General features: G+C 43.6%; 23 protein-coding genes, 1 pseudogene and 1 CRISPR repeat array (1 of these 25 cut by a window edge). Of the genes and pseudogenes, 6 read left to right on the top strand and 18 right to left on the bottom strand.

Annotated elements, in window-relative coordinates; all coding sequences use genetic code 11:
- Positions 1 to 10: 10 nt before the first annotated feature.
- Complete coding sequence (locus AC4HAF_RS06400; RefSeq protein ID WP_491097120.1) at positions 11 to 1,408, bottom strand: PTS fructose transporter subunit IIC; 1,398 nt, start codon at positions 1,406 to 1,408, stop codon at positions 11 to 13.
- Between the two features lie 10 nt (positions 1,409 to 1,418).
- Positions 1,419 to 2,348 (bottom strand): 1-phosphofructokinase, encoded by a 930-nt coding sequence (gene pfkB, locus AC4HAF_RS06395; RefSeq protein ID WP_491097119.1) that lies wholly within the window; start codon positions 2,346 to 2,348, stop codon positions 1,419 to 1,421.
- Positions 2,349 to 2,465: 117 nt separating this feature from the next.
- Between pfkB and AC4HAF_RS06390 the strand changes: the two genes are divergently transcribed.
- On the top strand, positions 2,466 to 3,221 hold the full coding sequence (locus AC4HAF_RS06390) for a MurR/RpiR family transcriptional regulator (RefSeq protein WP_491097118.1): 756 nt from the start codon (positions 2,466 to 2,468) through the stop codon (positions 3,219 to 3,221).
- A gap of 125 nt (positions 3,222 to 3,346) precedes the next feature.
- Positions 3,347 to 4,261 carry a LysR family transcriptional regulator gene (locus AC4HAF_RS06385; protein WP_491097117.1) on the top strand — a complete coding sequence of 305 codons (915 nt, stop codon included), beginning with the start codon at positions 3,347 to 3,349 and terminating at the stop codon, positions 4,259 to 4,261.
- A gap of 161 nt (positions 4,262 to 4,422) precedes the next feature.
- Here AC4HAF_RS06385 and AC4HAF_RS06380 read toward each other — a convergent pair whose 3' ends face one another.
- The 3 genes from AC4HAF_RS06380 to AC4HAF_RS06370 all read right to left on the bottom strand — a co-directional run bounded on the left by AC4HAF_RS06380 (position 4,423) and on the right by AC4HAF_RS06370 (position 7,278).
- Positions 4,423 to 5,607: an oxidoreductase gene (locus AC4HAF_RS06380; RefSeq protein ID WP_491097116.1), complete on the bottom strand. Its 1,185-nt coding sequence runs from the start codon at positions 5,605 to 5,607 to the stop codon at positions 4,423 to 4,425.
- 196 nt (positions 5,608 to 5,803) lie between these two features.
- A complete protein-coding gene (locus tag AC4HAF_RS06375) occupies positions 5,804 to 6,166 on the bottom strand; it encodes a cyclophilin-like fold protein (RefSeq protein WP_491097115.1) in 363 nt (120 codons plus the stop codon).
- Positions 6,167 to 6,303: 137 nt separating this feature from the next.
- On the bottom strand, positions 6,304 to 7,278 hold the full coding sequence (locus AC4HAF_RS06370) for an alpha/beta hydrolase (RefSeq protein ID WP_491097114.1): 975 nt from the start codon (positions 7,276 to 7,278) through the stop codon (positions 6,304 to 6,306).
- A 149-nt stretch (positions 7,279 to 7,427) separates the two neighbouring features.
- On the opposite strand from AC4HAF_RS06370, the gene AC4HAF_RS06365 reads away from it, so the two are divergent.
- The gene (locus tag AC4HAF_RS06365) at positions 7,428 to 8,297 is read left to right on the top strand and encodes a LysR family transcriptional regulator (RefSeq protein ID WP_491097113.1); all 870 of its coding nucleotides are present in this window, start codon (positions 7,428 to 7,430) and stop codon (positions 8,295 to 8,297) included.
- Positions 8,298 to 8,381: 84 nt separating this feature from the next.
- Here the strand turns inward: AC4HAF_RS06365 and guaC are convergent, their stop codons facing one another.
- The gene (guaC, locus tag AC4HAF_RS06360; RefSeq protein ID WP_491097112.1) at positions 8,382 to 9,365 is read right to left on the bottom strand and encodes a GMP reductase; all 984 of its coding nucleotides are present in this window, start codon (positions 9,363 to 9,365) and stop codon (positions 8,382 to 8,384) included.
- A 304-nt stretch (positions 9,366 to 9,669) separates the two neighbouring features.
- Positions 9,670 to 10,281, bottom strand: coding sequence for a DUF1349 domain-containing protein (locus AC4HAF_RS06355; RefSeq protein ID WP_491097111.1), 612 nt, complete (start codon positions 10,279 to 10,281; stop codon positions 9,670 to 9,672).
- A gap of 177 nt (positions 10,282 to 10,458) precedes the next feature.
- Between AC4HAF_RS06355 and AC4HAF_RS06350 the strand changes: the two genes are divergently transcribed.
- Positions 10,459 to 11,016, top strand: a complete 558-nt coding sequence (locus tag AC4HAF_RS06350) for an MptD family putative ECF transporter S component (RefSeq protein WP_491097110.1) — start codon at positions 10,459 to 10,461, stop codon at positions 11,014 to 11,016.
- 127 nt (positions 11,017 to 11,143) lie between these two features.
- Here AC4HAF_RS06350 and AC4HAF_RS06345 read toward each other — a convergent pair whose 3' ends face one another.
- The 6 genes from AC4HAF_RS06345 to AC4HAF_RS06320 form a co-directional block, all read right to left on the bottom strand.
- A complete protein-coding gene (locus AC4HAF_RS06345; protein WP_491097109.1) occupies positions 11,144 to 11,782 on the bottom strand; it encodes a putative quinol monooxygenase in 639 nt (212 codons plus the stop codon).
- A gap of 227 nt (positions 11,783 to 12,009) precedes the next feature.
- Positions 12,010 to 12,330, bottom strand: coding sequence for a carboxymuconolactone decarboxylase family protein (locus AC4HAF_RS06340; protein ID WP_491091245.1), 321 nt, complete (start codon positions 12,328 to 12,330; stop codon positions 12,010 to 12,012).
- A gap of 193 nt (positions 12,331 to 12,523) precedes the next feature.
- Positions 12,524 to 13,390 carry an aldo/keto reductase gene (locus tag AC4HAF_RS06335; RefSeq protein ID WP_491097108.1) on the bottom strand — a complete coding sequence of 289 codons (867 nt, stop codon included), beginning with the start codon at positions 13,388 to 13,390 and terminating at the stop codon, positions 12,524 to 12,526.
- A gap of 172 nt (positions 13,391 to 13,562) precedes the next feature.
- Entirely contained in the window at positions 13,563 to 13,955 is a 393-nt protein-coding gene (gene nmlR / locus AC4HAF_RS06330; protein ID WP_491097107.1) for a stress response transcriptional regulator NmlR, read from the bottom strand.
- Positions 13,956 to 13,996: 41 nt separating this feature from the next.
- Positions 13,997 to 15,040 (bottom strand): zinc-dependent alcohol dehydrogenase family protein, encoded by a 1,044-nt coding sequence (locus AC4HAF_RS06325; RefSeq protein ID WP_491097106.1) that lies wholly within the window; start codon positions 15,038 to 15,040, stop codon positions 13,997 to 13,999.
- A gap of 198 nt (positions 15,041 to 15,238) precedes the next feature.
- Positions 15,239 to 16,405: an Mbeg1-like protein gene (locus tag AC4HAF_RS06320; protein WP_491097105.1), complete on the bottom strand. Its 1,167-nt coding sequence runs from the start codon at positions 16,403 to 16,405 to the stop codon at positions 15,239 to 15,241.
- Between the two features lie 121 nt (positions 16,406 to 16,526).
- Between AC4HAF_RS06320 and AC4HAF_RS06315 the strand changes: the two genes are divergently transcribed.
- Entirely contained in the window at positions 16,527 to 17,192 is a 666-nt protein-coding gene (locus AC4HAF_RS06315) for a Pr6Pr family membrane protein (RefSeq protein WP_491097104.1), read from the top strand.
- 54 nt (positions 17,193 to 17,246) lie between these two features.
- On the opposite strand, the gene AC4HAF_RS06310 is transcribed toward AC4HAF_RS06315, so the two are convergent.
- The 5 genes from AC4HAF_RS06310 to AC4HAF_RS06290 all read right to left on the bottom strand — a co-directional run bounded on the left by AC4HAF_RS06310 (position 17,247) and on the right by AC4HAF_RS06290 (position 22,914).
- Entirely contained in the window at positions 17,247 to 17,858 is a 612-nt protein-coding gene (locus AC4HAF_RS06310; RefSeq protein WP_491097103.1) for a DUF6287 domain-containing protein, read from the bottom strand.
- An 80-nt stretch (positions 17,859 to 17,938) separates the two neighbouring features.
- A complete protein-coding gene (locus AC4HAF_RS06305) occupies positions 17,939 to 18,415 on the bottom strand; it encodes a GNAT family N-acetyltransferase (protein WP_491097102.1) in 477 nt (158 codons plus the stop codon).
- A gap of 96 nt (positions 18,416 to 18,511) precedes the next feature.
- Positions 18,512 to 20,341, bottom strand: coding sequence for a translation elongation factor 4 (gene lepA / locus AC4HAF_RS06300; RefSeq protein ID WP_491097101.1), 1,830 nt, complete (start codon positions 20,339 to 20,341; stop codon positions 18,512 to 18,514).
- A 343-nt stretch (positions 20,342 to 20,684) separates the two neighbouring features.
- Positions 20,685 to 22,469 (bottom strand): GbpC/Spa domain-containing protein, encoded by a 1,785-nt coding sequence (locus AC4HAF_RS06295; protein ID WP_491097100.1) that lies wholly within the window; start codon positions 22,467 to 22,469, stop codon positions 20,685 to 20,687.
- Between the two features lie 169 nt (positions 22,470 to 22,638).
- Entirely contained in the window at positions 22,639 to 22,914 is a 276-nt protein-coding gene (locus AC4HAF_RS06290) for a helix-turn-helix transcriptional regulator (protein WP_491091260.1), read from the bottom strand.
- Positions 22,915 to 23,240: 326 nt separating this feature from the next.
- On the opposite strand from AC4HAF_RS06290, the pseudogene AC4HAF_RS06285 reads away from it, so the two are divergent.
- Positions 23,241 to 24,134 (top strand): annotated as a pseudogene (locus AC4HAF_RS06285) (XRE family transcriptional regulator).
- Positions 24,135 to 24,277: 143 nt separating this feature from the next.
- A CRISPR array of direct repeats spans positions 24,278 to 24,895; the repeat unit is 36 nt; unit sequence GTTTTGGAACCATTCGAAACAACACAGCTCTAAAAC (it continues 1,666 nt past the right edge of the window).

The raw sequence follows: 24,895 nt of genomic DNA, 5'->3' as shown, positions 1-24,895 counted from the left end.
TCCACCTCCTTTATGCTTTCTTAACTTTTGATTTTTGGATAAAACCCATAAGAATGCCTGAAACCACGGCACCGATGGCGATAGCCAGTACCCAGAGAAAGGCGTGCGTAACAACCGGCAGGACCAAAAAGCCGCCGTGCGGAGCAGGTACTTTCACCTTCCACATATAAGTCAGAACAGCTCCTATGGATGAGCCTAGCATAAGAGTGGGAATGTTGCGCAGCGGATCTTTGGCAGCAAAAGGAATGGCGCCTTCAGTAATATGGGTAGAACCCAGAATAAGATTTGCTAAGCCGGCATTACGGTCTTCAGCGCTGTAGGAATCTTTAAAAAGAGCGGTCGCAACAAAGGTTGTTAACGGCGGTACAATACAAGCCGCCGACACTCCGGCCATAAAGGAGGTATTTCCCTGCGCCAAAAGGGCTGTTCCTGTAACATAGGCCGCCTTATTAACAGGTCCGCCCATATCAAAAGCACTCATGCAGCCAATAATAATACCCAAAACCAGCGGATTGGCATTTTCAAAGTCAGCCAGCCACTTCATCAAGCTAGTATTCACCCATACCATCGGAGAATTAATGAGGGCCATGACAAGACCTGTCAGCAAAACACCAAACACAGGATAAAGGAAAATTGCTTTCAAGCCATCTAATGACTTTGGCAGACCGCTGAATACTTTCATTAAGACTAAAACGATGTAACCTGCAGCAAAACCGCCGAGTATTCCTCCCAAAAATCCGGAACCGCCGTTTGCCGCCATCAAACCGGCTACAAGACCGGCTACAAAGCCTGGACGTTTGGCAATGGACTCAGCAATAAAGGCAGCTAAGACCGGCGTCATCATGCCCATGGCCACACCGCCAATATCGGTTTTTAAAAGGGCTGCAAACCAGTTATACTGAGCGCTGCTTTTGTCAGCGGAATAAATTCCAAAGAGAAAGGAAACAGCTACCAGCACACCGCCGGCTACAACAAAGGGCAGCATGTGCGAAACACCGTTCATTAAATGTTTATATATCTGGCGGCCGATACTTTCCTGCCCAGGATTATCTTTGCTTTTTGAGAATTCTTTTTGCTGCTTGCCTTCTTTAATACGGCCTTTGCCGGCAAGAGCATCGTCAATTAACTGATCGGCTTTTTTGATACCGTCTGCTACAGATACTTCAATCAGGCGCTTGCCGGCAAAACGCTCGGCTTGAACGTCTTTATCCGCTGCAATGATAACCGCATCTGCTGCAGCAATTTCTTCCGGTGACAGGGCATTTTCCACACCAACTTGTCCATGCGTTTCAACTTTGATGCTGACCCCTCTGTCAGCTGCTGCTTTTTCCAAAGCTTCCTGTGCCATAAATGTATGAGCAATTCCTGTCGGGCAGCCAGTTGCTGCAATAATTTTATATTTTGCCATTTTCTAACTCCTATATCTGATGACATTTAATTTGTTTTTGCAATAATTCAACATCGCTAAAATCTGTCAAGCCGCTTCGAAAAGCTGTCGATGAGCCGGCCGCAACGCTTCTCGGCAATACAGCAGCAATGGTCTCCTCTTTGATCAAGCCTGCTAAAAAGGCTGCAAGCAGGGTATCACCTGCACAGGCTGTATTGACGACTTCACCTTGCGGGGCGTTGCATTCAAAGACATCCAAAGCTGAATTCACAGCCACAGCACCTGCTCCGCCCAGTGAAACCAGAATGTTTTGGGCGCCTCGCTTTACCAGTTCCTTAGCACAGTCAATGACTTCATTGTGGCTGAGCGATTCTTTGCCAAACCAGTCGGCCAGCTCTTCTTCATTGGGTTTCAGCAGGTAAGGCCTGTAGGCTAAACTCTCCAAAATCGTCGGGTGACTGACATCGAAAATCAGATGCAGGCCTTTCTTCTTACCGATTTTAGCGATTTCTGTCAAAATTTCAGGCTCCACTCCTCTAGGCAGGCTTCCTGAGACGACCAAATAATCTCCCTCCTCGAAACTTTTGATTTGTTCTAAAAGTTTTCTCTGAGCCTCTGTACCGACCAGCGGACCCCGGTTAACCAGTTTGAATTCTTTGTGATCGGCATTTACTTTGGTAAAGACATTGATACGGGTGAGACCGTCAACCTCAACAAACTGCGCCCCGATATCTTTAGACACTAAGGTATCAGCAATGAACTTGCCTGTAAAACCGCCTGCAAAGCCAATAGCCGTTGTCGGAATGCCCAGCTGCTTCATGATAAAGGAAACATTGACCCCTTTCCCGTTGGCTTGAACATCGTCGGATAAGGTACGATTCACTTTTGAGGCCAGCATGTGCTCAGTTTCGATAAACAAATCAATAGCCAAGTTCATCGTACACGTGTAAATCCTCGACATTATTTCCCTCCTCTCGTTTTTTTGATATAATCTTTTTACAGTCCTTATCTTACTATTTTATTGTTGAAAGTGTTTCCAAAAATAAGGGGAAGTCTGAAACGATTTTCAGGAGTTGTCATGAACAAACCAACAAAGCTGACAGATACCGAAAACTATCTCTGGTCTTATATCACTAAAAATACCGGTTCTATTGCAGATTACAGCATTTCCGAGCTCAGTGAAGCAGCCAATGTTTCAAATGCCACGATTACAAGAACCCTTCAGAAGAAAGGCTATACCGGTTTTTCTGACTTTAAACATTCTATTCTTATTCAAAAGAAAGATCAGCTCAACATCCTTGACAGTAAAAAAATGACCATAGATACCAAGCATTCCATCGTCAAAAATTATCAGGAGGTTGTCAGAACCCTAAATATGCTTGATGTCGATGCCTTGGAAAGAGCCATTCCTCAGCTGACTGCAGCTAAAAGGATTATTATTTTTGCCAGAGGGTTTTCTGAAATGCTGGGCAATGAGATGCTGGTGAAATTTCAGCTGCTGCATAAATACTGTGAGATGCATACCGATCCAAATATCATTGTGCCTGTCAGCAAACAGCTGTCGCTGCATGATTTTGTTCTCTTTATTTCCTTAAACGGTGAGACCGCATCTCTTGTTGCGGCAGCCAAAAACTGCCAAAAAAACAAGATTCCCAATCTATTAATCACCGCTAACAAATCCGGAAGTCTGGCTAAATTTGCCGGATTAACACTATACGGCTTTAAAACAGAACTGTCCTATTTCCCGGATTTCGAGGTGCATTCCCGCCTGCCGCTTTATATTTTAGGCAGAGTTTTACTGGATACTTTTTCAGCCAGTATCCAATCAAAATAAAAACCATCTTCTGCTGAATGCAAAGATGGTTCCAATTGTTCTGTTGCTGTATTCATATAACCAGTGCTGCAGCAGCGCTAAAACTTGCTCTGCCGCTGGCACTGTCTATTTTTGAGGGATTTGTCATGACTTTTGAACAACTGCTCTATGCCGAAATTTTAGCACAGCACCATTCCATGCAAAAAGCTGCCGATGCACTCCACATCAGCAAATCCGGTCTGAGTCTGGCCATCACTCAGCTGGAAAACGAATTGGGTGTCAAACTTTTTGAACGTTCGGCTAAAGGAACTTATCTGACGAAAGATGGCCGGCAGCTCCTAGCTTCGATTTCCGATATTCTGCGGCATAAAAATAATCTTGAGAGTACTGCCAAACAAATCACTGCTCATGATTATCAAACAGTGGCTGTTCATTATATGAATACCTTGTTAAAACCCTTTATGACACCTTTTATCAGGGATTTTCATACTAAGTACAGCCACGTTCAGTTTGACATCAGCTGCCACGAGCTGGATTCTATCATCAGGCGCCTTCACAGTCAGGAAATTGATGCTGGTTTTATTGCCATCAAACAAAGTGATGACGACTTGCTGCAGCATCTGATTTTCACACCTGTCTGCGACACTAAGCTAAAGCTCATCTGTTCCCCAAACAATCCGTTGAGCCGATTAAAGCGGCCTATTACACTGGAGGATTTAAAAACCCAAAAATTTAGTCTTTTTAATGACCGCTTTCACGATATTTTGTTTGAGCGCCTTCAGTTTCAAGGCGGTCCTTTGCAGCTTGTCCTGCGCGTTGACGATGCCTGGGCTATGAAAGAAGCTATCAGCAAACTCAATACCGTCTGCTTTGGCAGAACCCTGCAAAGCAGCCTCTCCAGCAGTACCGACTTTTCAGAATTTGTCAGTATTGATATCGGTCATCTTATTGATGATAATTTTAAACTCGGCTGGCTGACAAATCCCAACCACATGTTATCAAGCAAAGCTCAAGCCTTAATGGCAGACATCACGTCTGAGATACAAATTTTAAACACTTAAGACAGTGACTCGATACGTCAACAGTCTAAACTTATTGAATAAAGTAATAAAAAAGGAATACAGCAAAACACAAAAATTGATTTTGGCTGTATTCTTTTTTCTTTTACCAAAAACAGACAAACTAGATCCGACAAGCCAAAATCTGGTTATAAAAGGCAGTATTATTGGGTACCATCGTGGGTAACAACATCATCAAGACTGGTTGTTGACAGAGTTTTCAGATAATCCATACCCGGCATGGCAAAGTATTCAGCATTTGCCAGCAGATCAATCAAGCCCGGTGTCAGATGAGAATTTTTAACCGATTCTTCATTAAATTCCAAGAAAATCTTATCTGCCTGACCCGTTTGCAATTTATGAGCAATTTGCGGATCAATCAGCGTTGCACGGCCAAGCGCTGCAATATCCACATAATTCAGGGCATCTTCCATTTTTTCGACGTTGTGAATACCGCCGGCAATTAGCTCTAAAGTTGGTGCCTGAATCCCTTCACCCAGCAATTGGGCAAAATTCTTATCCGAATCAGCAGGAGTCGATGTGTAATCATTGGTTGAGAGATGAACATAGTCAAATTCAAAGGTTTCCGTCAGCTTTTTAACCAGCTGCTGCGACTCATGCCAGGTGTAGCCGACATTATCGCCATGGATTTCTTCCGGGCTGATGCGGTAGCCGATAATAAAATCTTTGGGAGCAAATTCTTCGGCAACCTTGAACACTTCACGCGCCACTTCAATAGCAAAATTCATGCGTTTTTCCAGCGATCCGCCCCAGAAATCTGTACGAAGATTGGAAAAAGCCGAGAAAAATTCCTGATGGAGATAGTGGTTGGCACCATGAATTTCAACACCGTCAAAACCGCAGTCGATCGCACGTTTGGTCGCAGCACCAAAATCTTTGACAATTTGCCAGACCTCATCTTCAGTCAATTCATGCAAAGGGTAGTCAATCCAAGGAAAATCGATTGCGGACGGCACTTCAACACGGCCGCCGAGGACATGGCGGTACTGAGCTTCCCGGCCGGAATGCACCAGCTGCAAAATGGCCTTATTGCCATCTTTTTTAAGAACCTCAGCAATTTTAGCAAAGCCCGGCTTAAAATCATCGTTGTAAATGGCTAGCTGTTCACGGTCTTTTGCCCATGAGCGTGAGGGACCGCCATTTGGACTGACACTGGTATATTCTACAATAACCATGCCTGCAGACTGCGAGCGTGCTGCATAATAATCAATGGTGTCCTGAGTTACCTTTTCGTCCAAGCCGCTGTTGGTCAGCATGGGCGACTGAGCCGTCCGCGTTTTGATACTTGCGCCATGGCGAAAAGTCACCGTATCTGTTAATTTTTTCATAATGAAAGCGCCTCCTTATTCTGATAAATCAAGTTTAACATTTCACAAGTTATTTAGGAAGTTCAGGAAACTTGATACTGTGTTGACTGTAACTAAACACTGAAAGTCACCGTACGATATCATGAAAATAAGGACTGGAACCAATATGTTTCCAATCCTATTTTACTATTTATTAGTCAGGTAAGTTTTACAGTATCTAGTTCTTTAAAGACAAACTGAGGGTCACTTTCTCTTGCCCCAATATCTGCTGTAACTCCTTACCTGAGTAGCCGGAAATATGACCAAGTTTCGTATAAGACCAGCTGTTAGAACCATAGAAAATCACCAGTTTGTCCCCCTGATAGAGCATGGCGTCCCCAGCTTCAGCCGTTTGCTGGGTGTCCTCCGTCGGCAGAGAAAAAGGCAAGTCTCCCACTTTTTCAAAACCGCCGTAATCTGACAGAGTCATTTTAATATCGCCTTGTGAGAGGTTATTGACCAGCGTGCTGACTGCCTGATTATCCTCTAATTCCAGAGTAAGCGTTTGGTGATTAACCCTGAGAATAATATGATCTGCCATGCTGTCCTCCTTACCTTTTATTACCGAATGGGCTTGTTTGCCTGCTGAATCAGGCGCTGCTGCTTTTCTTGGCTGGCGGCAGGCACATAAGGCAGCGGCCGTCCAGCAGATAAGACACGAGAAGAAAAGACGCTTGATCATAGGTTTTCTTTGACAAACTTTTCGATGTCCTCAAAAGGAATCTTGTCCTTTTGGTCATAAAGGTCAACATGACTTGCCCCTTTAATGGTAATCATCTTTTTGTTATCCCCTTTGAGTTTGGTAAAAGCGTCTTTACCCATATAATAAGAATGGGCAGCATCACCATGCACTAAGAGAACGCTGTTTCGGATTTCATCGCTGTAGTAGAGAAAACGCGTATTAGCAAAGCTGGTATTGGCTTGAACAGCCCAGCCATCATTTGAATTGACACTGCGGGCATGGTAACCGCGAGGCTGTTTGTAGTAGGCATAGTAGTCTTTGACAAACTGCTGTGCATCATCTGGCAAGGGATCCACAACACCACCGGCAAGGGCATAGCTGCCATTCTTATAATCAGCTGTCCGTTGCTTAGCTAGGCTCAAACGTTGTTGGTAACGAGCTTCTTCATTATCCCCTTCATCAAAGTAGCCATTGCCAGCTACTCGCGACATGTCATACATGGTAGAGACCACAGTCACTTTGATACGGGGATCGATAGCCGCCGCATTGAGGGCAATCCCGCCAAAACCACAGATCCCAATGATGCCAATCTTTTCAGCGTCAACCAAGTCACTGGTACTCAAATAGTCAACTGCTGCTTGAAAATCTTCTGTGTTGATATCCGGTGATTGCATGAAGCGTGGAAAACCTCCGGATTCGCCAGTATAGGACGGGTCGAAAGCCATCGTTACAAAGCCGCGCTCTGCCATTTCTTGAGCATAAAGTCCTGAAGACTGCTCTTTAACAGCCCCGAAAGGTCCGGCTACGGCAAGTCCCGGTAATTTAGCATCAGCATTTTTAGGAATATATAAATCAGCAGCCAAAGTGATGCCAAAATGATTTTGGAAAGTCACCTTTTGGTGATTCACGTGATTGCTCTTAGGAAAGACCTTATCCCATTCCTGTGTCAGGTTAAATCGTTGTTCAGTCATTTATCTTTCTCCTTGTTTTCTTTGTTTGTAAATACAGTATAACCCTTCATTTTAGATATTACAAATACTTATATTGTATTTATAGAATGCCTGTTAAGCATATATTGAATTTTCATGGTATACTAGTTTAGAAAGGACTATGACTAACTATGGATATACGTGTTTTACAATACTTTGTAGCTATCGCTGAAGAAAAATCGATTTCCAAAGCTGCCCAGCAACGTCACATCACACAGCCAACCCTATCACGCCAAATGAAGGATTTAGAAGAGGAGCTTGGTACCCAGCTCCTCTATCGCGGGAGCCGTGAAGTAAGTCTGACTGAGGATGGTCACTACCTCTACAATCGGGCCTTAGAAATCCTAGCCCTGGTTGATAGAACCACCAATAATCTAATCGATAAAGGCCCCATCTCAGGTCCGATCGCTATCGGTGCTGCAGAAGGACGATCTGTTAAAACCATCATTGACCAAGCTAAAGCTTTCCAAGAGAAATTCCCCAATACCAGATTTGATGTGACCAGCGGAAATGCCGATGATATTATTGAAAAGATTAATGCCGGTATCCTGGATTTAGGGATCGTTACGCGCGATGTCAATCATGAACAATTCAAGAGCATGACCTTGCCGTCTCAGGAAACTTGGGGTGTTCTCCTGCCGAAAGATCATCTACTTGCAGGCAAAAAGAGTCTCCACCTGAAGGACCTTGAGCCCTACCCCCTTATTATCACCAATCAGAAGGAAGCCAGAAATTTATTTCTTGAAAAGGTTGGCAAAAAAGCAAAGCTGGCTGCTACCTTTAATCTGGTTTACAATGCTAGTCTCATGGTCGAGTCCGGCATGGGGATTGCGATTGCTTGGCCCAACCTCGTCAATACCGATAGCCCAACCAGTCCTTTGGTCTTTATTCCTTTGACTGATGATTTGCCGGATATTAACCTTCATCTTATCTGGAAGCGGTACAGCCAGTTGGCACGGGTTGTCCAAAGCTTTTTAACGTTTCTCAAAGAAAATCTTTAGAAATTGGAAAAAGAGGGTGGATAAAAACTCGTCCAGTATTCTTGTTTTGGAGTAAGTCCTTATTCCACTCTCTTTTTTCATATCCTAGATAGCATCGCCATTCCAGATTGAGTTTTTGACAATGACATAATCAACATGCAGCAAACTCTCCAGATCACGTCCGCCGGCATAAGAGACAGCGCTTTGAAGATCCTGCTCCATTTCAAGCAGAGTATCTTTGAGATATCCCTTAGTTGGCAGAAGAATTTTTTTGCCTTCGACATTCTTGTGTTCACCCTTTTGATATTCCGAAGCAGAACCGTAATATTCTTTGAAGGTCTTGCCATCTACTTCTATCAGCTTACCCGGGCTTTCGATATGGCCGGCAAACAGTGAGCCGATCATAACCATCGTTGCGCCAAAACGGATAGATTTGGCAATGTCGCCATGGGTGCGGATACCGCCGTCTGCAATAATGGGTTTGCGTGCAGCTTTGGCACACCAGCGAAGGGCCGCCAACTGCCAACCGCCGGTTCCAAAGCCTGTTTTGACCTTGGTAATGCAGACCTTTCCTGGATCGATGCCGACCTTGGTCGCATCTGCACCTGCATTTTCCAGTTCACGAACCGCTTCAGGTGTTCCGACATTACCAGCAATGACAAAAGTCTCTGGCAGCTCGGACTTGATATGTTTAATCATCTTGATGACACTATCTGCATGTCCGTGAGCAATGTCAATGGTAATATATTCCGGTGCATCATCTTTTAAACTGCTGACAAAGCCATATTCATAATCCTTGACCCCAACTGAGATGGAAGCTATCAGCCCTTGAGCATGCATGCGCGTCACAAAGGACTTACGAGCTTCTTCATTAAAACGGTGCATGATATAAAAATAGCCTTCCTTTGCCAGCATCTCCGCCACATCTTCATCAATAATGGTCTGCATATTGGCAGGGACAACAGGCAGTTTGAATTGATGCTTGCCCAGTGTCACTGTCGTATCAGCCTCAGATCGACTGTCGATGATACATTTGTTGGGGATCAGCTGAATGTCTTCATAATCAAAAACGGGCAAATCATTATACATAAAAAATCCTCTTTCAGCCGCTAAACTGACAGAGGATTTTTGAGTATATCAAACGGTCACCTTCAGCTTGCAGCATTACTATGATGACCTTCCTATAACTCCGGCAACCGATACAGCTTTCAGAGCATCGCTAGGCAATTTCTTACCCTTCCATAGCTATATTATAAAAATACCCCTCTTTTGTCTAAAAATATAATAATTTAAATAATTAATGTTCGTATTTTACTTAGTTACTGAGACAAAAATCAATTTTCAGATTAAACCGACAGCACCTCAGCTGTTTGGAACTGATGACTTGAAATAGCTACATATTCGGTGCCTGACCGTCGTGGGCGGCCCACTGGCAGTCTGTCAGACTAAAATCTGAGAAGACAGCCGTGAAAGAAGAATCTTCTGGTGAGCAGGCATAAACTCCAATATAGACGGTACCTGTTCCCTCATAAAAATGACAAATTCGCAACTGGCGAAAGGTCTTGCCATCCTCAGAGCATTCGATCAGAAAGTCACTTTCCCTGCGGCTGAGCCGGTACCACATGCTTTTGGTGCTGGCCGGAATCTCAGTCGTCGCCCAATCTGAATAACCGTGGTTGGTCACCACACTGCCTAAATGCTGGAAATCATCATTTTCATATTCAATAGAACCCTTGATCCAGTTTTCACTGTCTTGGTAAAGCACGACCCCGCATTGGTCAAAACGATGGTGACTGTCCGCAAAGCTTGTCTTAACCGTAAATGAAAAGTACTGCTCATCTACCGGCGCCAGAAAAACAGGCGCATTGTCATTGATAAAGTGGTAATAGGTCTTCTGCCAGAGATCTGTATGCGGAGCGGTTGTGACTTGAATATCCGAAGAACCGTAAGTAACAGCTGCCGGCTGACGCGTCCAAGTAAAGTCATGTAAATCAAGTGTTTTCATAGCCCAATCCCCAATTAAGCATTTTATTTCTATAGTTTAGTCTACTATAAATAACCTGAAATCTCTAGGACTAAGGTTGATTATAAGTGAAACTGACAGGCTCTGAAAGATCAGCCTCTAGCCAAATACAGACCCGTATGATAAGATAAAACTATATCATATCCTAAGGAGATTAACGTGAATAAAAAACGATTACTGACAACAGCCCAAGCCATGCTTCTTTACTTCCTTTGCGTCGGCTTAGCGACTGCTATTGACTTAGTCCTTTTTAAAGTTACCAATATGGCCCACACGCCTGCCATGTCTGCCCTTTTTGCCGGCTGGGTCTATCTTGGTTTGATTAGAAAAACTGAGACTTTCGGTCCTATTACTGCCCTTGGCGCCATGATGTCCCTCTTCTTTCTGGCATCCGGACATTTTGTCGGTGCGGCACTCCCCAATATCCTCTGTGCCCTTGCGGCCGACTGCATTGCCAAGTCCGGTCAATACAGCAGTAAGAGCCGCAATCTGGTTTCCTATACTGTTTTTTCTCTGGGCAATCTGGCACCGATTCTAACCATGTGGCTGGCACCGAAAGCCTATATTGCCCAGCTCCTTGCCGAAGGTAAAACTCAGTCTTATATTGACAGTGTCATGATTCCTGCAAGTTTGTCTGAAATCAGCATGCACTTGCTGGGTATTATCCTATGTGCTCTGCTCAGCGGCTGTCTTTATCAAAAACTGACACAAAAATAATGCCAGACTTTTTGTTTTTAAAATGATTCATTAAGTATACCAACCGTAAAGAGTTTGGGACTTTTGTCTCAAACTCTTTCATTTTCTCGCTGCTGTGAGGCAGCTGGCCTTACTTCTTGGGTAACTCTTAAGAACCACGGTTGACCAAAATATCGCCTGTCAGCTCTTGCAGGTCTTTAGTCAGCACCAGACCTGCGCTTTTCTTGATATATTCCTTAAAATGCAAAGTTTCTTTGTGACTGTTATACGCTCTTTCATTAGCATAGACTTCATAAAAATACCAAGACTCAGTATCAGAATTTTCTGTTCCGGCATATATAACCAAAACACCCTCTTCTTTTTCCATGCTGGCCTGCATTTCCGGCAGGACAATAGCCGCAAAGGCTTTGCTGTCACTCACCTTGATGTGGGCAAGATGGACAGACAGCTCATTGGCTTCAAAAACACGCAAGGCTTTCTCTTTTTCCAGCAAGGCTTGTGCATCTAAAGCAATCACTTCGCGGCTGGTCAGTGCTCGGGCTGCCAAACCGGCAAAAGCCTGAAAATGCGCGGAAGCGGCATGTTCCTGATAAGCAGCGTCATCAGCATAGAGTTCCACAACAATCTGTCTGGCCCTGTCATCTTTAAGATGATTAGCATACATGGCAAGAGTTCCTGCCTCTTTTTCAATAGAAGTTGTCAAATTATCATAACCAACTTGAGCATAGTCTTCGGCATAAGCTTCATCTAATCCCAGTTTAAAAAGTCTAAAAATCGGTTTGGCCATCTCTTTCTCCTTCCGGCTGCCATCAAATAATACCCTGTTTTTCCTAAGAAATGCTTCCCTTGAGGAGTCATCCGTTTTGTAAAATCCATTTTTAACAGTTCAGCCTTTAACTTAAGCTTCACCGATTCCTGCTGAGACTCCTATACTGATGACAAGTCTAGCTTTAATTGCTAGAACAGTCCTTCTCTCCTAGCTTTGCCAGCTCTCAATCAGCAGCAGAGCTAAGCTCAGTCTGTCCAAATTTCTTTAGCCAGATTAAAAACTGCCCAGCCCTTTGGCCAGCCGACATAGAAGGCTGCGTGCGTAATGATAGCTACAATTTCTTCTTTGCTGACACCGTTATTTTTAGCGTTTAACAAGTGGTACTTCAAAGAAGAATCCGTAATTCCTGATGACATAAGCGCAACGACCGTAATAATCGTTCTTGTTTTTAAATCAATATCTTCATTGTTCCAATTTTCACCAAAAAGAATATCATCGTTATAATGAGCAAATTCTGGTGCAAAATCGCCTAAACGGTCCCGTCCGGCAGTTTGTTTAATGGTCATAAAATTTACCTTCTTTTCTGTTTAATTGAACTGCCAGTTTCTTAGTTGGCCTTAGCGTATTGGCCGTTACTGACAGCTTTCGATCATCCAGCATTCTAAGCAGCGGCTGCAAGATGGCGGAACGGCGAATGGCCGCTTGCCAGCCTCTTTGCCGCCTAAAAAGAATAGCTGTTCTTAAAATTTTTATAGAATGTTAATCATGAATTTTAAGATTGAGGACACTTCTGACAAAATCGGGGTCAAAGTGCTTGGTGCGCGTATCTCCATAACCCATATCTAAAGAAGCTATCTTAGACATTTCATCATCAGTCAGCTTGAAATCCCAAATATCAAAGTTCTCTTCGATACGCTCTTTGTGGGTTGATTTTGGAATGACAACCACACCGCGCTGAACATTCCAACGCAGCATGACTTGTCCAACCGTTTTTTGATGAGTGCCGGCAATTGCTTTTAAAACATCATTATCAAAAGCCTCATACCGACCGCCCCCCAGAGGAGCCCATGCTTCTGCTACAACACCATAATGTTTAGCTGTCTCAAGAGCATCTTCTTGGATGAAAAAAGGATGCAGCTCAATTTGGTTAACTGCCGGAATGACATTAACGGTCTCACAAAAATTGGTCAAAACGTTGGGATAGAAATTACTAACACCAATAGCTTTTAGTTTACCTGCATGGTAAGCCTCTTCTAAGGCACGATAGGCGCCGAAATAATCACGCATAGCCTGATGCAGCAGATACAAATCAAGATAATCCAAGCCAAGATTTTCCAAAGAACGCTCAATCCCCTTCTTGGCAGCGTCATAGTCCATATCCTGAACCCAGAGTTTTGAGGTGATAAAAAGTTCTTCCCGACTGACTAGCCCTTGCTCAATCGCCTCACGGATTGCTTCTCCCAGCGCTTGTTCATTGCCATAAACTGCCGCCGTATCAAAGAGCCGGTAGCCTGTTTTGATAGCATCCAGTACAGACTGCTTACAAATATCCGGATCGGTCACTTGAAAAACACCGAACCCTTCCATGGGCATCTTAGCCCCTGTATTTAAACTAATATATTCCATAATTTCCTCCATCTATGATTTGCCGGAAACACATCTGCTGCAGGTAGGCAGCATCTGATAGGATAGCTTTCACTTTGGTGCAAACAAAGAATCTCTGCCAAATCAGGAACTTGATAGAGATCAAAGCCAAGAATTGGCATTTGCACGCCATTTGATAAGCTAGTATATTCCATCAGTTTTCTTCACTTTCATCGAACAATTCGTGCTCTCGCTTTTGAATTTTATTTTCATAGTTTTCGATTTTATAATTCAGACGCTCACGAGCCTGATTGAGTTCATAAATCCGAGCATCCATTTCTTCACGCTGCTCTACAAGCAAAGCCAAGCGAGCCTCTTCGGTACCTTCCCCTTTTTCCAATAAGGCAATATACTCAATAAGCGACTCCACACTCATACCGGCCTTACGAAAGCAGCGGACAAACTCCAAAATACCGATTTCATGTTCTGTAAAATCCCGGACACCTGACTTCTGGCGCGGTACAGGCGGAATCAGACCGATCCGCTCGTAATAGCGAATGGTATCTGCAGACACGCCTGTCAGTTCACTGACTTTTTTTATATTCATTGTCTCTCCTTGATTTTTTAAAACATAGCAGAGCTTAAGAGCTAGCTTTCACTGACAACAATCAAAGATTTGACAGCCTCACGCTTATCCATCGCTTCATAGGCTGCTTGGATATCATCCAGCCGGAAACGCTTGGTAAAGACGCGGCCGGGGTGGATATCACCATTTAAAACAGCATCCAAAAGAATTTCCTTATCATAGGTTGTCACAGATGCTATACCGCCGCGCAGCCCGATATTCTTCCAAAACAAGTCATTGGTAGCAATCTCCGAATTGTGCGGTACACCGACACGGCCGATAATGGCACCCGGACGGCAGATTTTTGTGGCTGTATCAACAGACTGATCTGTTCCGACGCATTCAAGAACAGCGTCAGCTCCATTGCCTTCGGTCAACTCAAGAACCCTTGCCACACCTTCATCGCCGCGCTCTGCCACAATGTCTGTCGCACCAAATTCCTCAGCCAGAGCCTGACGATCGGCATGGCGGCTCATGGCAATAATACGGCCGGCACCCAACAGCTTAGCACCGATAACTCCGCAAAGACCGACAGCGCCGTCTCCCATAACAACAACTGTATCGCCTGCTTTCACTTCTGCTGTCTTAGCCGCATGATAGCCTGTGGCCATCACATCTGCAAGCGTTAAAAAAGAATTCAGCTGCTCATCAGAATAGTCGGAAGGCTGACCCGGAATTTTGACCAGAGCCCAGTTGGCATTGGTATAGCGCAAATACTCTCCCTGATAGCCTGCATTGCCGCCCTGTTCTTTGTTGGTACAGTTGCCGTCAAAGCCGGCCCGGCACGCCGCACAGTGCCCGCAGCCGTGTGTGAAGGGAACAACAACGAAGTCCCCAGCCTTTATGTCTGTCACAGCAGCACCAACCTCTTGGACAATTCCGATAGCCTCGTGGCCGGCAAACGAGCCCTTTTCACGCTGGGAAATACCGCGGAACCACCACAAATCAGACCCGCACACACAGGCACGTACAATTTTAATAATGGCATCCGTATCTTTTTGCAGTTCAGGCTTGGGTGCCTCAGTAACAGTCATTTTCCCCGGCTCAATAAAAGTTGCTACTTTCATATATAATCCTTCTTTCTCTAAACATAGCTGAGTATCTGTGCCGCTATGCACAGATGCGCTCGTTAACACCTATCATTATACACCTTGGAGTGAACTTCAAGGCAAGAAAAAAATCAAGGAAAATATATTTCCCTGATGAAATAGTCATAATTTACGTCATGAAACCTGAGGTGCTGGCAGAAATCTATCATCATACATTTATTTCAGCGGTAATTGGAAACGCTTTAGGAAATCCGGCCATTGGCTGCTGACGCTTTCTTTGGTATTCTCTAAAGAATGTTCTGCAAAATGGCTGACCAAAGCGGCCAGCGACTTGCGCATGAGGCGGCGTTTGTCATCATCAAGATCTTGAAAATAATCCGTCATGACATGCCCTAATTTCTGCGGAATATCCGGATTCCAGCCTGAAAAATCATTGAGACTGTCAATGCCGTTATCTATAAAGAGATTAAAGAAAGTGTCAAAAAAGATTTTCAGCTCCTGACTGGATAATTCCTCATTCCAAGTTTTAAAGGTTTTCTCCAAGGCAAGGCTGAAGTCTGTTCCTTGGCTGACTTCGATGAACCGCCCCAGCAGCAAATCAACCTGCCAGTTAGCCACATTATGCTGATTGATGCCAAAAGAAAGACTGTCTACAATTTTAACATCAACGCCGGCAGTAAGCATAACGCCAACAATAGATTCCTTGGGACGGATTGCCAGGATTTTTGACTGAATATTGCCATAGCCAAAAGAAGACAGCACACTTTGGTGAAGTCCGGGAGCATCTAGCATGTAAACAGCTGAAATCTTTTCTTGATAGGAACTGAGCAAATGACTGGCCGCATAAACAGCCAGATTGCCGCCTTTAGAATGACCGGAAACCACTATTGACCCCTCAAAGTCCTTTAAAAAATCAGAAAGATAACGGCTGGCCATCCGCTGAGCAGGAATTTCACGCATATAGGTCATCCGAAAATCTTCCTGCCAGCCAATCAAGCTGTCATCAGTTCCCCGGAAAATCAGCTGCGTATGCTTGGGCAGACTTAAGACCATGGCTGCGAACTGACGCTCAAATTCTTGGCTGACTTCATTGACATAGTAACTAAGAGACAAATCTGCAAAACGCCGGCTGGAAAGGACACTCTCAAGCAGCAGCAGACGCTCTTTGGTCACTAAAAAGTCGCGCTTAAAACGGGCCAGCATTTCTTCATCCAGATAATCTTTAAGGCATAGGCTGTCTCTGGTTAAATACGGCTGCTGCAGCCACTCTCCCAAAGGCAGATAGCCCAGCTCATTTAAACAGGCAATATCCACTTCATTTAAAGGCAAATCCTCAAAGGACCGCTCGGCATTTGTTTTCACATAATCAATAAAATTAGCCACAGTTTCCCTACTTTAAGATTGATTTGTTTACTTTCATTCTACAAAGTTTTTGCTTACAGGTCAATGAAAATATGATATGATAAGAAAGGTTTTACACACAGCACATTAGAAAGGTCAGTCCATGTCAAAAACACTTGTTTTTAGAATGCTTATTGCCCTGTCCGGTATTATTGGCGTTTCTATCCAAATCATGCAGTCCGGCTGGGGCATGCTTTTATACTATACAACTCTCTCCAATGTTTTCGTTTTTAGCTTTCTTATTTATCTCATTATCAAAGAAATGCTGGAGCCTCATAAACCTCTTGATTATCGGCTGCTGCGCCTCAAAGGCGGCATCACCATGATTATTGTCATGACTTTTATGGTTTATCATTTTATCTTAGCTCCTAAGGTGAGCGCCTATGATTACTACACACTGCGGAATTTTCTGGTCCACTACATTCTTCCTTTGGGAATGATTGCTGATACCTTGATTATGGATCGGCCAAAAGTCTATCACTGGTTTGACCCGCTGACTTGGACGGCTTTTCCTTTAGTGTATTTTGCGGCAGCGCTCTTTAACGGGCTTATCGTAAAATGGGAGGTACCTGGTTCTGCAGACAGCCCTTTCCCCTATTTTTTTATCAATGTGACCAAGTATGGCTTCAAAAGCGTCCTGATCAATGCCCTCGGCATTGCCCTTATTTATCTTTTGTTCAGCTATATGCTGATGTTTCTCAAATGTTTTATCGGTTCCGGAAACAAAGCAGTTAAGCATCAAAGGGCAATGAACATTTCCTCAAATTAAAAAAGCGGAGCGGCAAAACTGTCAGATATAGACAGCTGTCGCTCTGCTTTTTCGTTATTCGCTATCAGATTTATAAAGAACATTCTTGCTGAAGTCATCACTTCCAAAGAGGGTTTCTGCACTGACGTAAAGACGGTCGCGGGAGGTATCTGATGTATCACTGTGACCTTCTGTAAAGAAGTCAGCAGGAATCGTTGTTCCGCCCTTAACAAACAAGAGGTTATAAACGACTGTTCCGTCAGCAGAAGTCAAGGTTGCCTGATAAATAGCATCGTTTGTAGCCTGACCGGGAGTCAGTGTAAAATCTGTTGCCTTTTGAATAGTGGCACTTTCAAGACCTGCTGCATTTAATTTCAGGCTGTCACCTGCTTCGTTGGTCCAAGTGCCCGCTGCAGAACTGTAGTCCCCTGCTGCAATGGCTGCTAGATCAAGGCTTGGCGCCGGTGCTTGCGAAGACGTTGTTGTTTCCTCTTTTTCTTCCGGATCTTTCTTCGGATTGACCACATGTGTCTGTGTTTTGCTGTCTGCAGCTTTGTCCGAATCTTTAAGATTGGCAGAAATAAAATAGACAGCCAGACCTATGATAATAAGAAGCAGACCCAGCAATAAGATACTAAGTACCGTTTTTCTTCTGAATTTTCTGCGGCTAGCACGACGTCTTGGCATAATCAGCCCTCCCATTCAATATTACTCTTGCCTTTATTTTACACAAATTTCCTTTAAAAAAACAGACTTTTTAGGGTTTTTTAAAGGATTTTTTCCATTTTGGTTTCCCTAGGTTTTAATCCCTGACGCTCATAAAAAGCCAAGGCTCCTTTATTATCATTCCAAACATTGAGCGTTAAATTATAACACCCCTTGTCTTTAGCGTATTGTAAAGCAAATTCATACAGTTCCTGGCCAATCTTATGCCCTCTGGCTTCTTCAGACACACACAAATCATCAATAAAAAGTGTCTTCATGGGCTTGGAAACAGGAGAATCCTTACTTTCTTTCAGCACTAGAAACATGTGAGCCAAAATGCGCTCCTCATCATCGGTATAGACAAAAATCGGTCTGGATGCGTCTTGTAAGAGTTCTTCCAGTTCTTTTTCAGAATATTTACTTCCTGCCTTAGTTTCTTTAAAAAGATCCGGCCGCACCTGATAATGAACTTGAAATATCTGATGCAAGAGCTTTTCAATAGCCGGAATATCCTTTGATTGGGCTAGTCTAATGGCCATACTGCTGCTTCCTTTCCTTTTTGCCGTCAAATCATCCTCCTGCCAGTAAACGGTCTTCAAGAGACACCGGCCTAGCTTGGAGCTGATTTCTCAGTCTTACTTATCATCATCATCCATTGAAAGCACACTTAAGAAGGCTTCTTGCGGTACTTCAACCGAGCCGATAGATTTCATCCGTTTCTTGCCGGCCTTTTGTTTTTCAAGCAGTTTGCGTTTTCTGGAAACATCCCCGCCGTAACATTTGGCAAGAACATTCTTGCGCAGAGCTTTGATGTCTGAACGAGCCACAATTTTTTGACCAATAGCTGCCTGAACAGGCACCTCGAATTGCTGCCGCGGAATAATTTTCTTCAGCTTCTCAACAATTAATTTACCGCGTTCATAGGCAAATTCCTTGTGCACAATAAAGCTGAGCGCATCAACCTTGTCTCCGTTAAGCAGAATGTCCATTTTAACCAACTGTGATTTCCGATATTCAGAAATTTCATAGTCGAAGCTGGCATAACCGCGTGTTGAGGATTTTAATTTATCGAAGAAATCAAAAACAATTTCAGCCAAAGGAATCTGATAAATAACATTGACACGGTTATTGTCAATGTAATCCATGGTCACAAAATCACCGCGCTTACGCTGTGCCAATTCCATGACGCTGCCGACATATTCCTGCGGCACCATGATTTGTGCTTTGACATAAGGTTCTTCAATCGTATCAACCATAGTCGGATCCGGAAATTCAGACGGGTTGGATACTTCCAGCATATCACCGTCAGTCGTATTGACATGGTAAACAACCGATGGCGCTGTCATGATGAGATCAATGTTAAACTCACGTTCCAAACGCTCTTGGATGACGTCCATGTGCAGCAATCCCAAGAAACCGCAACGAAAACCAAATCCCAAAGCCTGAGAGGTTTCCGGTTCAAACTGCAAACTGGCATCGTTGAGCTGCAGTTTTTCCAAGGCTTCCCGCAGATCATTGTATTTACTGGAGTCAATCGGATAAATCCCTGCAAAAACCATAGGATTCATCTGTTTGTAGCCATGGAGCGGTTCCTCCGCCGGACGGTCAGCCAGTGTGACGGTATCGCCGACACGTGTATCTGCCACCGTTTTGATAGAAGCTGCCACATAGCCAACATCGCCGGTTGCAAGAAAGTCACGTCCTATAGCCTTAGGCGTAAAGATACCTACCTCTGTGACATCAAACGTTTTGCCGTTACTCATCAGCTTGATCTTATCCCCAGGTTTAACCATGCCGTCCATGACACGGATCTGCAGAATAACCCCGCGATATGCATCGTAAACAGAGTCAAAGATCAGTGCTTTAAGCGGTGCTTCAACATCACCTGTAGGAGCCGGAACTTTTTCCACAATCTGCTCAAGAATATCTTCAATGCCAATTCCCGCCTTGGCAGAGGCTAAAACAGCTTCGCTGGCATCAAGGCCGATTACATCTTCAATCTCAGTCCGCACACGTTCTGGATCCGCAGCCGGCAGATCAATCTTATTGATGACCGGCAAAATTTCCAAATCATTATCCAGCGCCAAGTAAACATTAGCCAGAGTCTGCGCTTCAATCCCCTGCGCAGCATCAACCACCAAAATCGCTCCCTCACAGGCAGCTAAGGAGCGAGAGACTTCATAGGTAAAATCCACATGCCCCGGTGTGTCAATTAGGTGAAAAATATAAGTCTCGCCGTCTTTAGCCGTGTAATTCAGCTCAATAGCGTTTAATTTTATGGTAATACCGCGCTCACGCTCCAGATCCATGCTGTCCAAGAGCTGGGCCTGCATCTCACGGCTGGAGACTGTTTCTGTCTTTTCTAAAATACGATCCGCCAGCGTGGATTTCCCATGGTCAATATGGGCGATAATCGAGAAATTTCTAATTTTCTCCTGACGTTTTTTAAGTTTTTCAGTATCCATTTGCTGTCCTTGTCAAAATTAATCAGTAGCTCTATTATAACAAAAAAGAGGGGCTCTTACCATAGATTATTAAATGGAAGACGCAAGCATCCGGAAAGCTGATAGCCTTTAACGGTCTGCTGTTTTTTCAAAGCAGAGTAAGAGAGAAGAAATCTATATTTTTTTCTGCTAACCTCAGGTGAATACTCTCTAGTTTTGCTGTTTAGCTAGCCGCTCACCATCAGCCACCCCAAAATGGCCGTACACCGTACCTGTAAACAAACAAACGATTTGCACAACACACATGTCTGTCCTAAAAACAAAAAACTGAGGAATAGATATCCCTCAGTTTTTTCTATCATGTCTATTGCTCTTCGCGCTTTTTAGCAGCCAACAAGGTAGCTGCGGCGAAAGCCGCTGAAACCAGACCAATAGCACTCAGGCTATTATGGCGGTCATCTCCGGTTTGAGGGAGAGTTGGCTGATATTCACGCTCTCTGACACGGGTCTCGTCTTTTCGAGCCAGTCTAAAATCATTTGATTTAACAGCTGCCATAACGCTGTTTTTTTCTGCCCTTGGCGGAGTTGGCGGCTGCGGTGTTTGAGGCGTCGGCGGCATTGGCGGTTCCGGTGTTGGTGATTCCGGATCTTCCGGCGGAATGCTTTGTGTTTCCACAATAAAGTTTTTATGCCAAGTTACTTTCGGTTTTTCCAGTTTTGGTTCGTTGGGCTTCTTAGGTTCCTCACCCGGATTTTCAGGAACAGCCACTGTGGAGTTAGTCGCAAACCAAATAGCTGTCGGTATTCCCTGATCATTGCCCCCGACAGTAAAGGTGAACGGTTCACCCTTATAAGTCATGGCACCGGCACCGTAGTAAGCTGTGGCAGAACGAGGGTCACCGTCTGCATTGACCGCATCCCAGCCATCATCGCCGTCACCGTCAAAAGTGGCACCGTTTTTCTTATACTGATTATCATTAATCGAGTAGATTTCATTGCCATGTAAGCTTATAGATGACCCCGGAATTTGAATGAACTCATTATTTCCTAACTCAACTTTCTCAACATGATCGCCGTAATCTGCCGTCCAGTGGTTAAGCGATGACAAACTCATAATAGATCTGTTATCAAGCAAGTCAATAGCATTGCCATTTTCATCAAAGAAGGTAATATGCATCGTCACACTAATCTTACCATCTCTGCCGGCATTAGATGTCTGTGCACCGATAAAAATTGTCTTGGTCGGATCATGGAACAACTCAACAATAGCAGTTCCATCGTTATTTGTGGAGCTGTTCAGCCTATAAGTGATAACAATCTTGCTGATTTTTTGCTTATTATAACTTGAATTGACAATATTTTCATAAGTGACCGCAATCGTATCACCAACAGCCATCTTAAACCAAGTATCCTCGTTGGGATCGTAAGGATTGGTTAAAGTAAAGTCGGTATCCACATACTTATCCGTATTAAACTGTTCCAGAATATCATCTGTTTGATGAGCCGCTCTGGCTGTTTTATTCAAATAATGGTTAACTCCATGAATAGTTATGGTAGCATGTGGCTCGTTTTCAAAAATGAGTCCCTGAGCCTTCTCAACTCTGCCGGCATCTTGACCGGAAGAAACCTGCTGCTGGTATTCATCATAGGCCGTCTTTTTAGCATCATATTCAGCCTTTTGGGTATTATAAGCCGCTAAATCCTGTTGGTACTGATTTTGATTCTGGGCATACTGAGTTTTGGCCGCATCATAATCAGCCACTGCCTGATTAATTTTTTGTGCCTGAGCCTTGTTATCGGCATCTGCCGCTGCCACAGAAGGCTGCTCCACAGGAGAAGTTTCTGTAAGATTCAGATTGGCATTTTGCGCTGCTGCTTTTGCATCCTCTAACTCTTGAGAAGCAACTTCAGATGTTGTTACCGTCGTATTGTCTGCTGTTTCTGTATTTGTAACCGTCACTGACGGGGACTGTGTCTGCTGGCTGGAAGCCGCAGGAACTGTCTCAGCAGTGTTGCTGCTGACATTGGTATTTGCAGGCGTACTAGGTGTTTGACCGGCGGCTGCATCTTCTGCCAATACATTTGTAGTTCCAAATGCGGCTAAAGCAAGACCGCTTAATAAAGTAATCCTAGCAGTTTTCGATTTCATAAAAAGCCTTCCTTTATCGTATTAATTCTAAATATAAAATACAACTCCATTATAACAGGATATGCTGTAATTTCAACCATTTCGACTATAAATTAAGATTTTCTGAAAGGTCTGCTGATGCTTATCTTATAAAAATGAGAGAATCCTTAAATTTAACGAACAAAAGAGCCTAATTACCGTTTTTAGGCTCTTTTCCAAGTTTACTCTCTTTGAATTTCTGTTTTAAATCGGATATAGGACCTAAAAAAACAGAATCCAGATTAACATCGTAGTAATCAGCTAAAGCGTTAGCCAGATGAATGGGGATATCAGAGCTATCATCTTCATATTTCAGCAGAGTTTCTTGTTGAATGCCCAGACAATCAGCCACCTCTTTAGGACTTAAACTATAGTTCACTCTGAGAGCTCGCAATGCCAACTTCTCCACTGTCACATCCCCTTTCATCTCACCAACATTCCCACACAGCCCGTTTTTAGGAGCATGGTCAAAAATAGCAGCGTTATAGCAGCGCTCTTTACTTTCAGAAGGGGACCGACTTAGAAAAAGGGAAACCAGCCAGTCGTTTTGACGTAAACGAAGATTTTGAAATTTTAAAATAATGTTGAGGTGAAGATTTTATATCGTCAAAACTTGGCCCCAATGAAAACTATTTTTAATAGAAACATTATAATTCGTTTTAAAACGAAAGTCAAGCCTTTACTCTTTTTTTATTTACTTTTGCGATTGAAAGCGGTATTATGTAAATAGTATTTTTCTAAAGAAGGTGAAGTATGGGACGCGGAAAATTAACGCCACAAGATTTAGAAGACATGAAAGTGATCTCCTCCAATATTCAGCGCCTGCTGGCAGAAAGCGGCATGAAGCAATCTCAATTAGCATCTGTTCTCAATATTCCCAAAAGCAGCCTCAACGAATACGTCAAAGGGCGAACGCTGCCAAAGGCCGGAAATATTCAAAAGATTGCTGATTATTTTGGATTGCAGAAATCTGATATTGACCCTAGATTTTCAAAAAGATCCGGCTCTTCTGTCCTCGAAAAAATTACCTACACCGCTCGGCAGCTGGATGCAAAAAGACAGCAAAAAGTCCTTGATTTCAGCCAACAGCAGCTGACGAAACAAAGGCAAACCACAGAACTGCCTGCTCAAAAGCACTTGGTCGACAGGCAAATTTCAAAAGATACGGGCGGCGCTGAATACCAGGAAATTGTTGATAAATTTATTGCGGATGAAATAAAGCATCAGGATACTGTTCGTTTAGACAGTATTAAAAAAGCCAAGGACCTCTATCAGGCCTTGGGGCACAGTTACGAGTCTATTGTACTTTACGGGGAAGTCTCAGCCGGAACCGGCATTTGGGTCGGTCATGAAAAACAAGAAACCATTAACTATCCGGCGCCTATCCCCAAACACGATATCGCTCTCAGAGTAAACGGCAACAGTATGGAACCTCTCTTTTACAACGGGTAAGTCATCTTTGTCAAGAAAACACAGGAGATCTACCACGGCCAGTTTATTGTTGCCATCGTTAACAATGAAGCCTATCTCAAAAAACTCTACAAAAAAGACCGTGAAATCAGGCTGATTTCGCTCAATCCTCATTATGACGATCTCATTTTGCAGGAAGATGATGACATTGAAATTATCGGCACCGTTATCACCTGATAAACCTTGTGCCTAACAGCCAAAACTGCAGCACAGCGCTGCAGTTTTTTGATGATAAAAAAAGAAAATCCGCAGATTTTCTTTTTTCCCTTGAAATATGGTTTCACAAAATCACATAAACCATTATGAATGTATTCCTTATGGCATTGGAACCATTCGAAACAACACAGCTCTAAAACAGAAAGTCTAAACCTAAGAAAGCAGTCAAAGTTTTGGAACCATTCGAAACAACACAGCTCTAAAACAATTCTCACACCCGTTTGGAAAATCGCATTGTTTTGGAACCATTCGAAACAACACAGCTCTAAAACAGACGTCTGTCGACATTGTCAGCCACGACAGTTTTGGAACCATTCGAAACAACACAGCTCTAAAACCAACAGCTATCATCAATGCAACTGATTTAAAGTTTTGGAACCATTCGAAACAACACAGCTCTAAAACTTCTATAAAGATAGTGGTAGTAGTAGTGGCGTTTTGGAACCATTCGAAACAACACAGCTCTAAAACTAGAATTGCTTCCTTAATTGTCTCTTTTTCGGTTTTGGAACCATTCGAAACAACACAGCTCTAAAACATTGCTGTTCTAATTTGAGGAAGATACTGAGTTTTGGAACCATTCGAAACAACACAGCTCTAAAACCCACAACTTTCGTTTTAATCTTCACTAGGTGTTTTGGAACCATTCGAAACAACACAGCTCTAAAACAAAAAAGAAAAAAGAAACCTAAAATAATGGGTTTTGGAACCATTCGAAACAA

The sequence above is a fragment of the Streptococcus sp. ELY_90 genome, from assembly GCF_058314475.1.
This window is presented reverse-complemented; position numbering and strand designations above follow the sequence as displayed.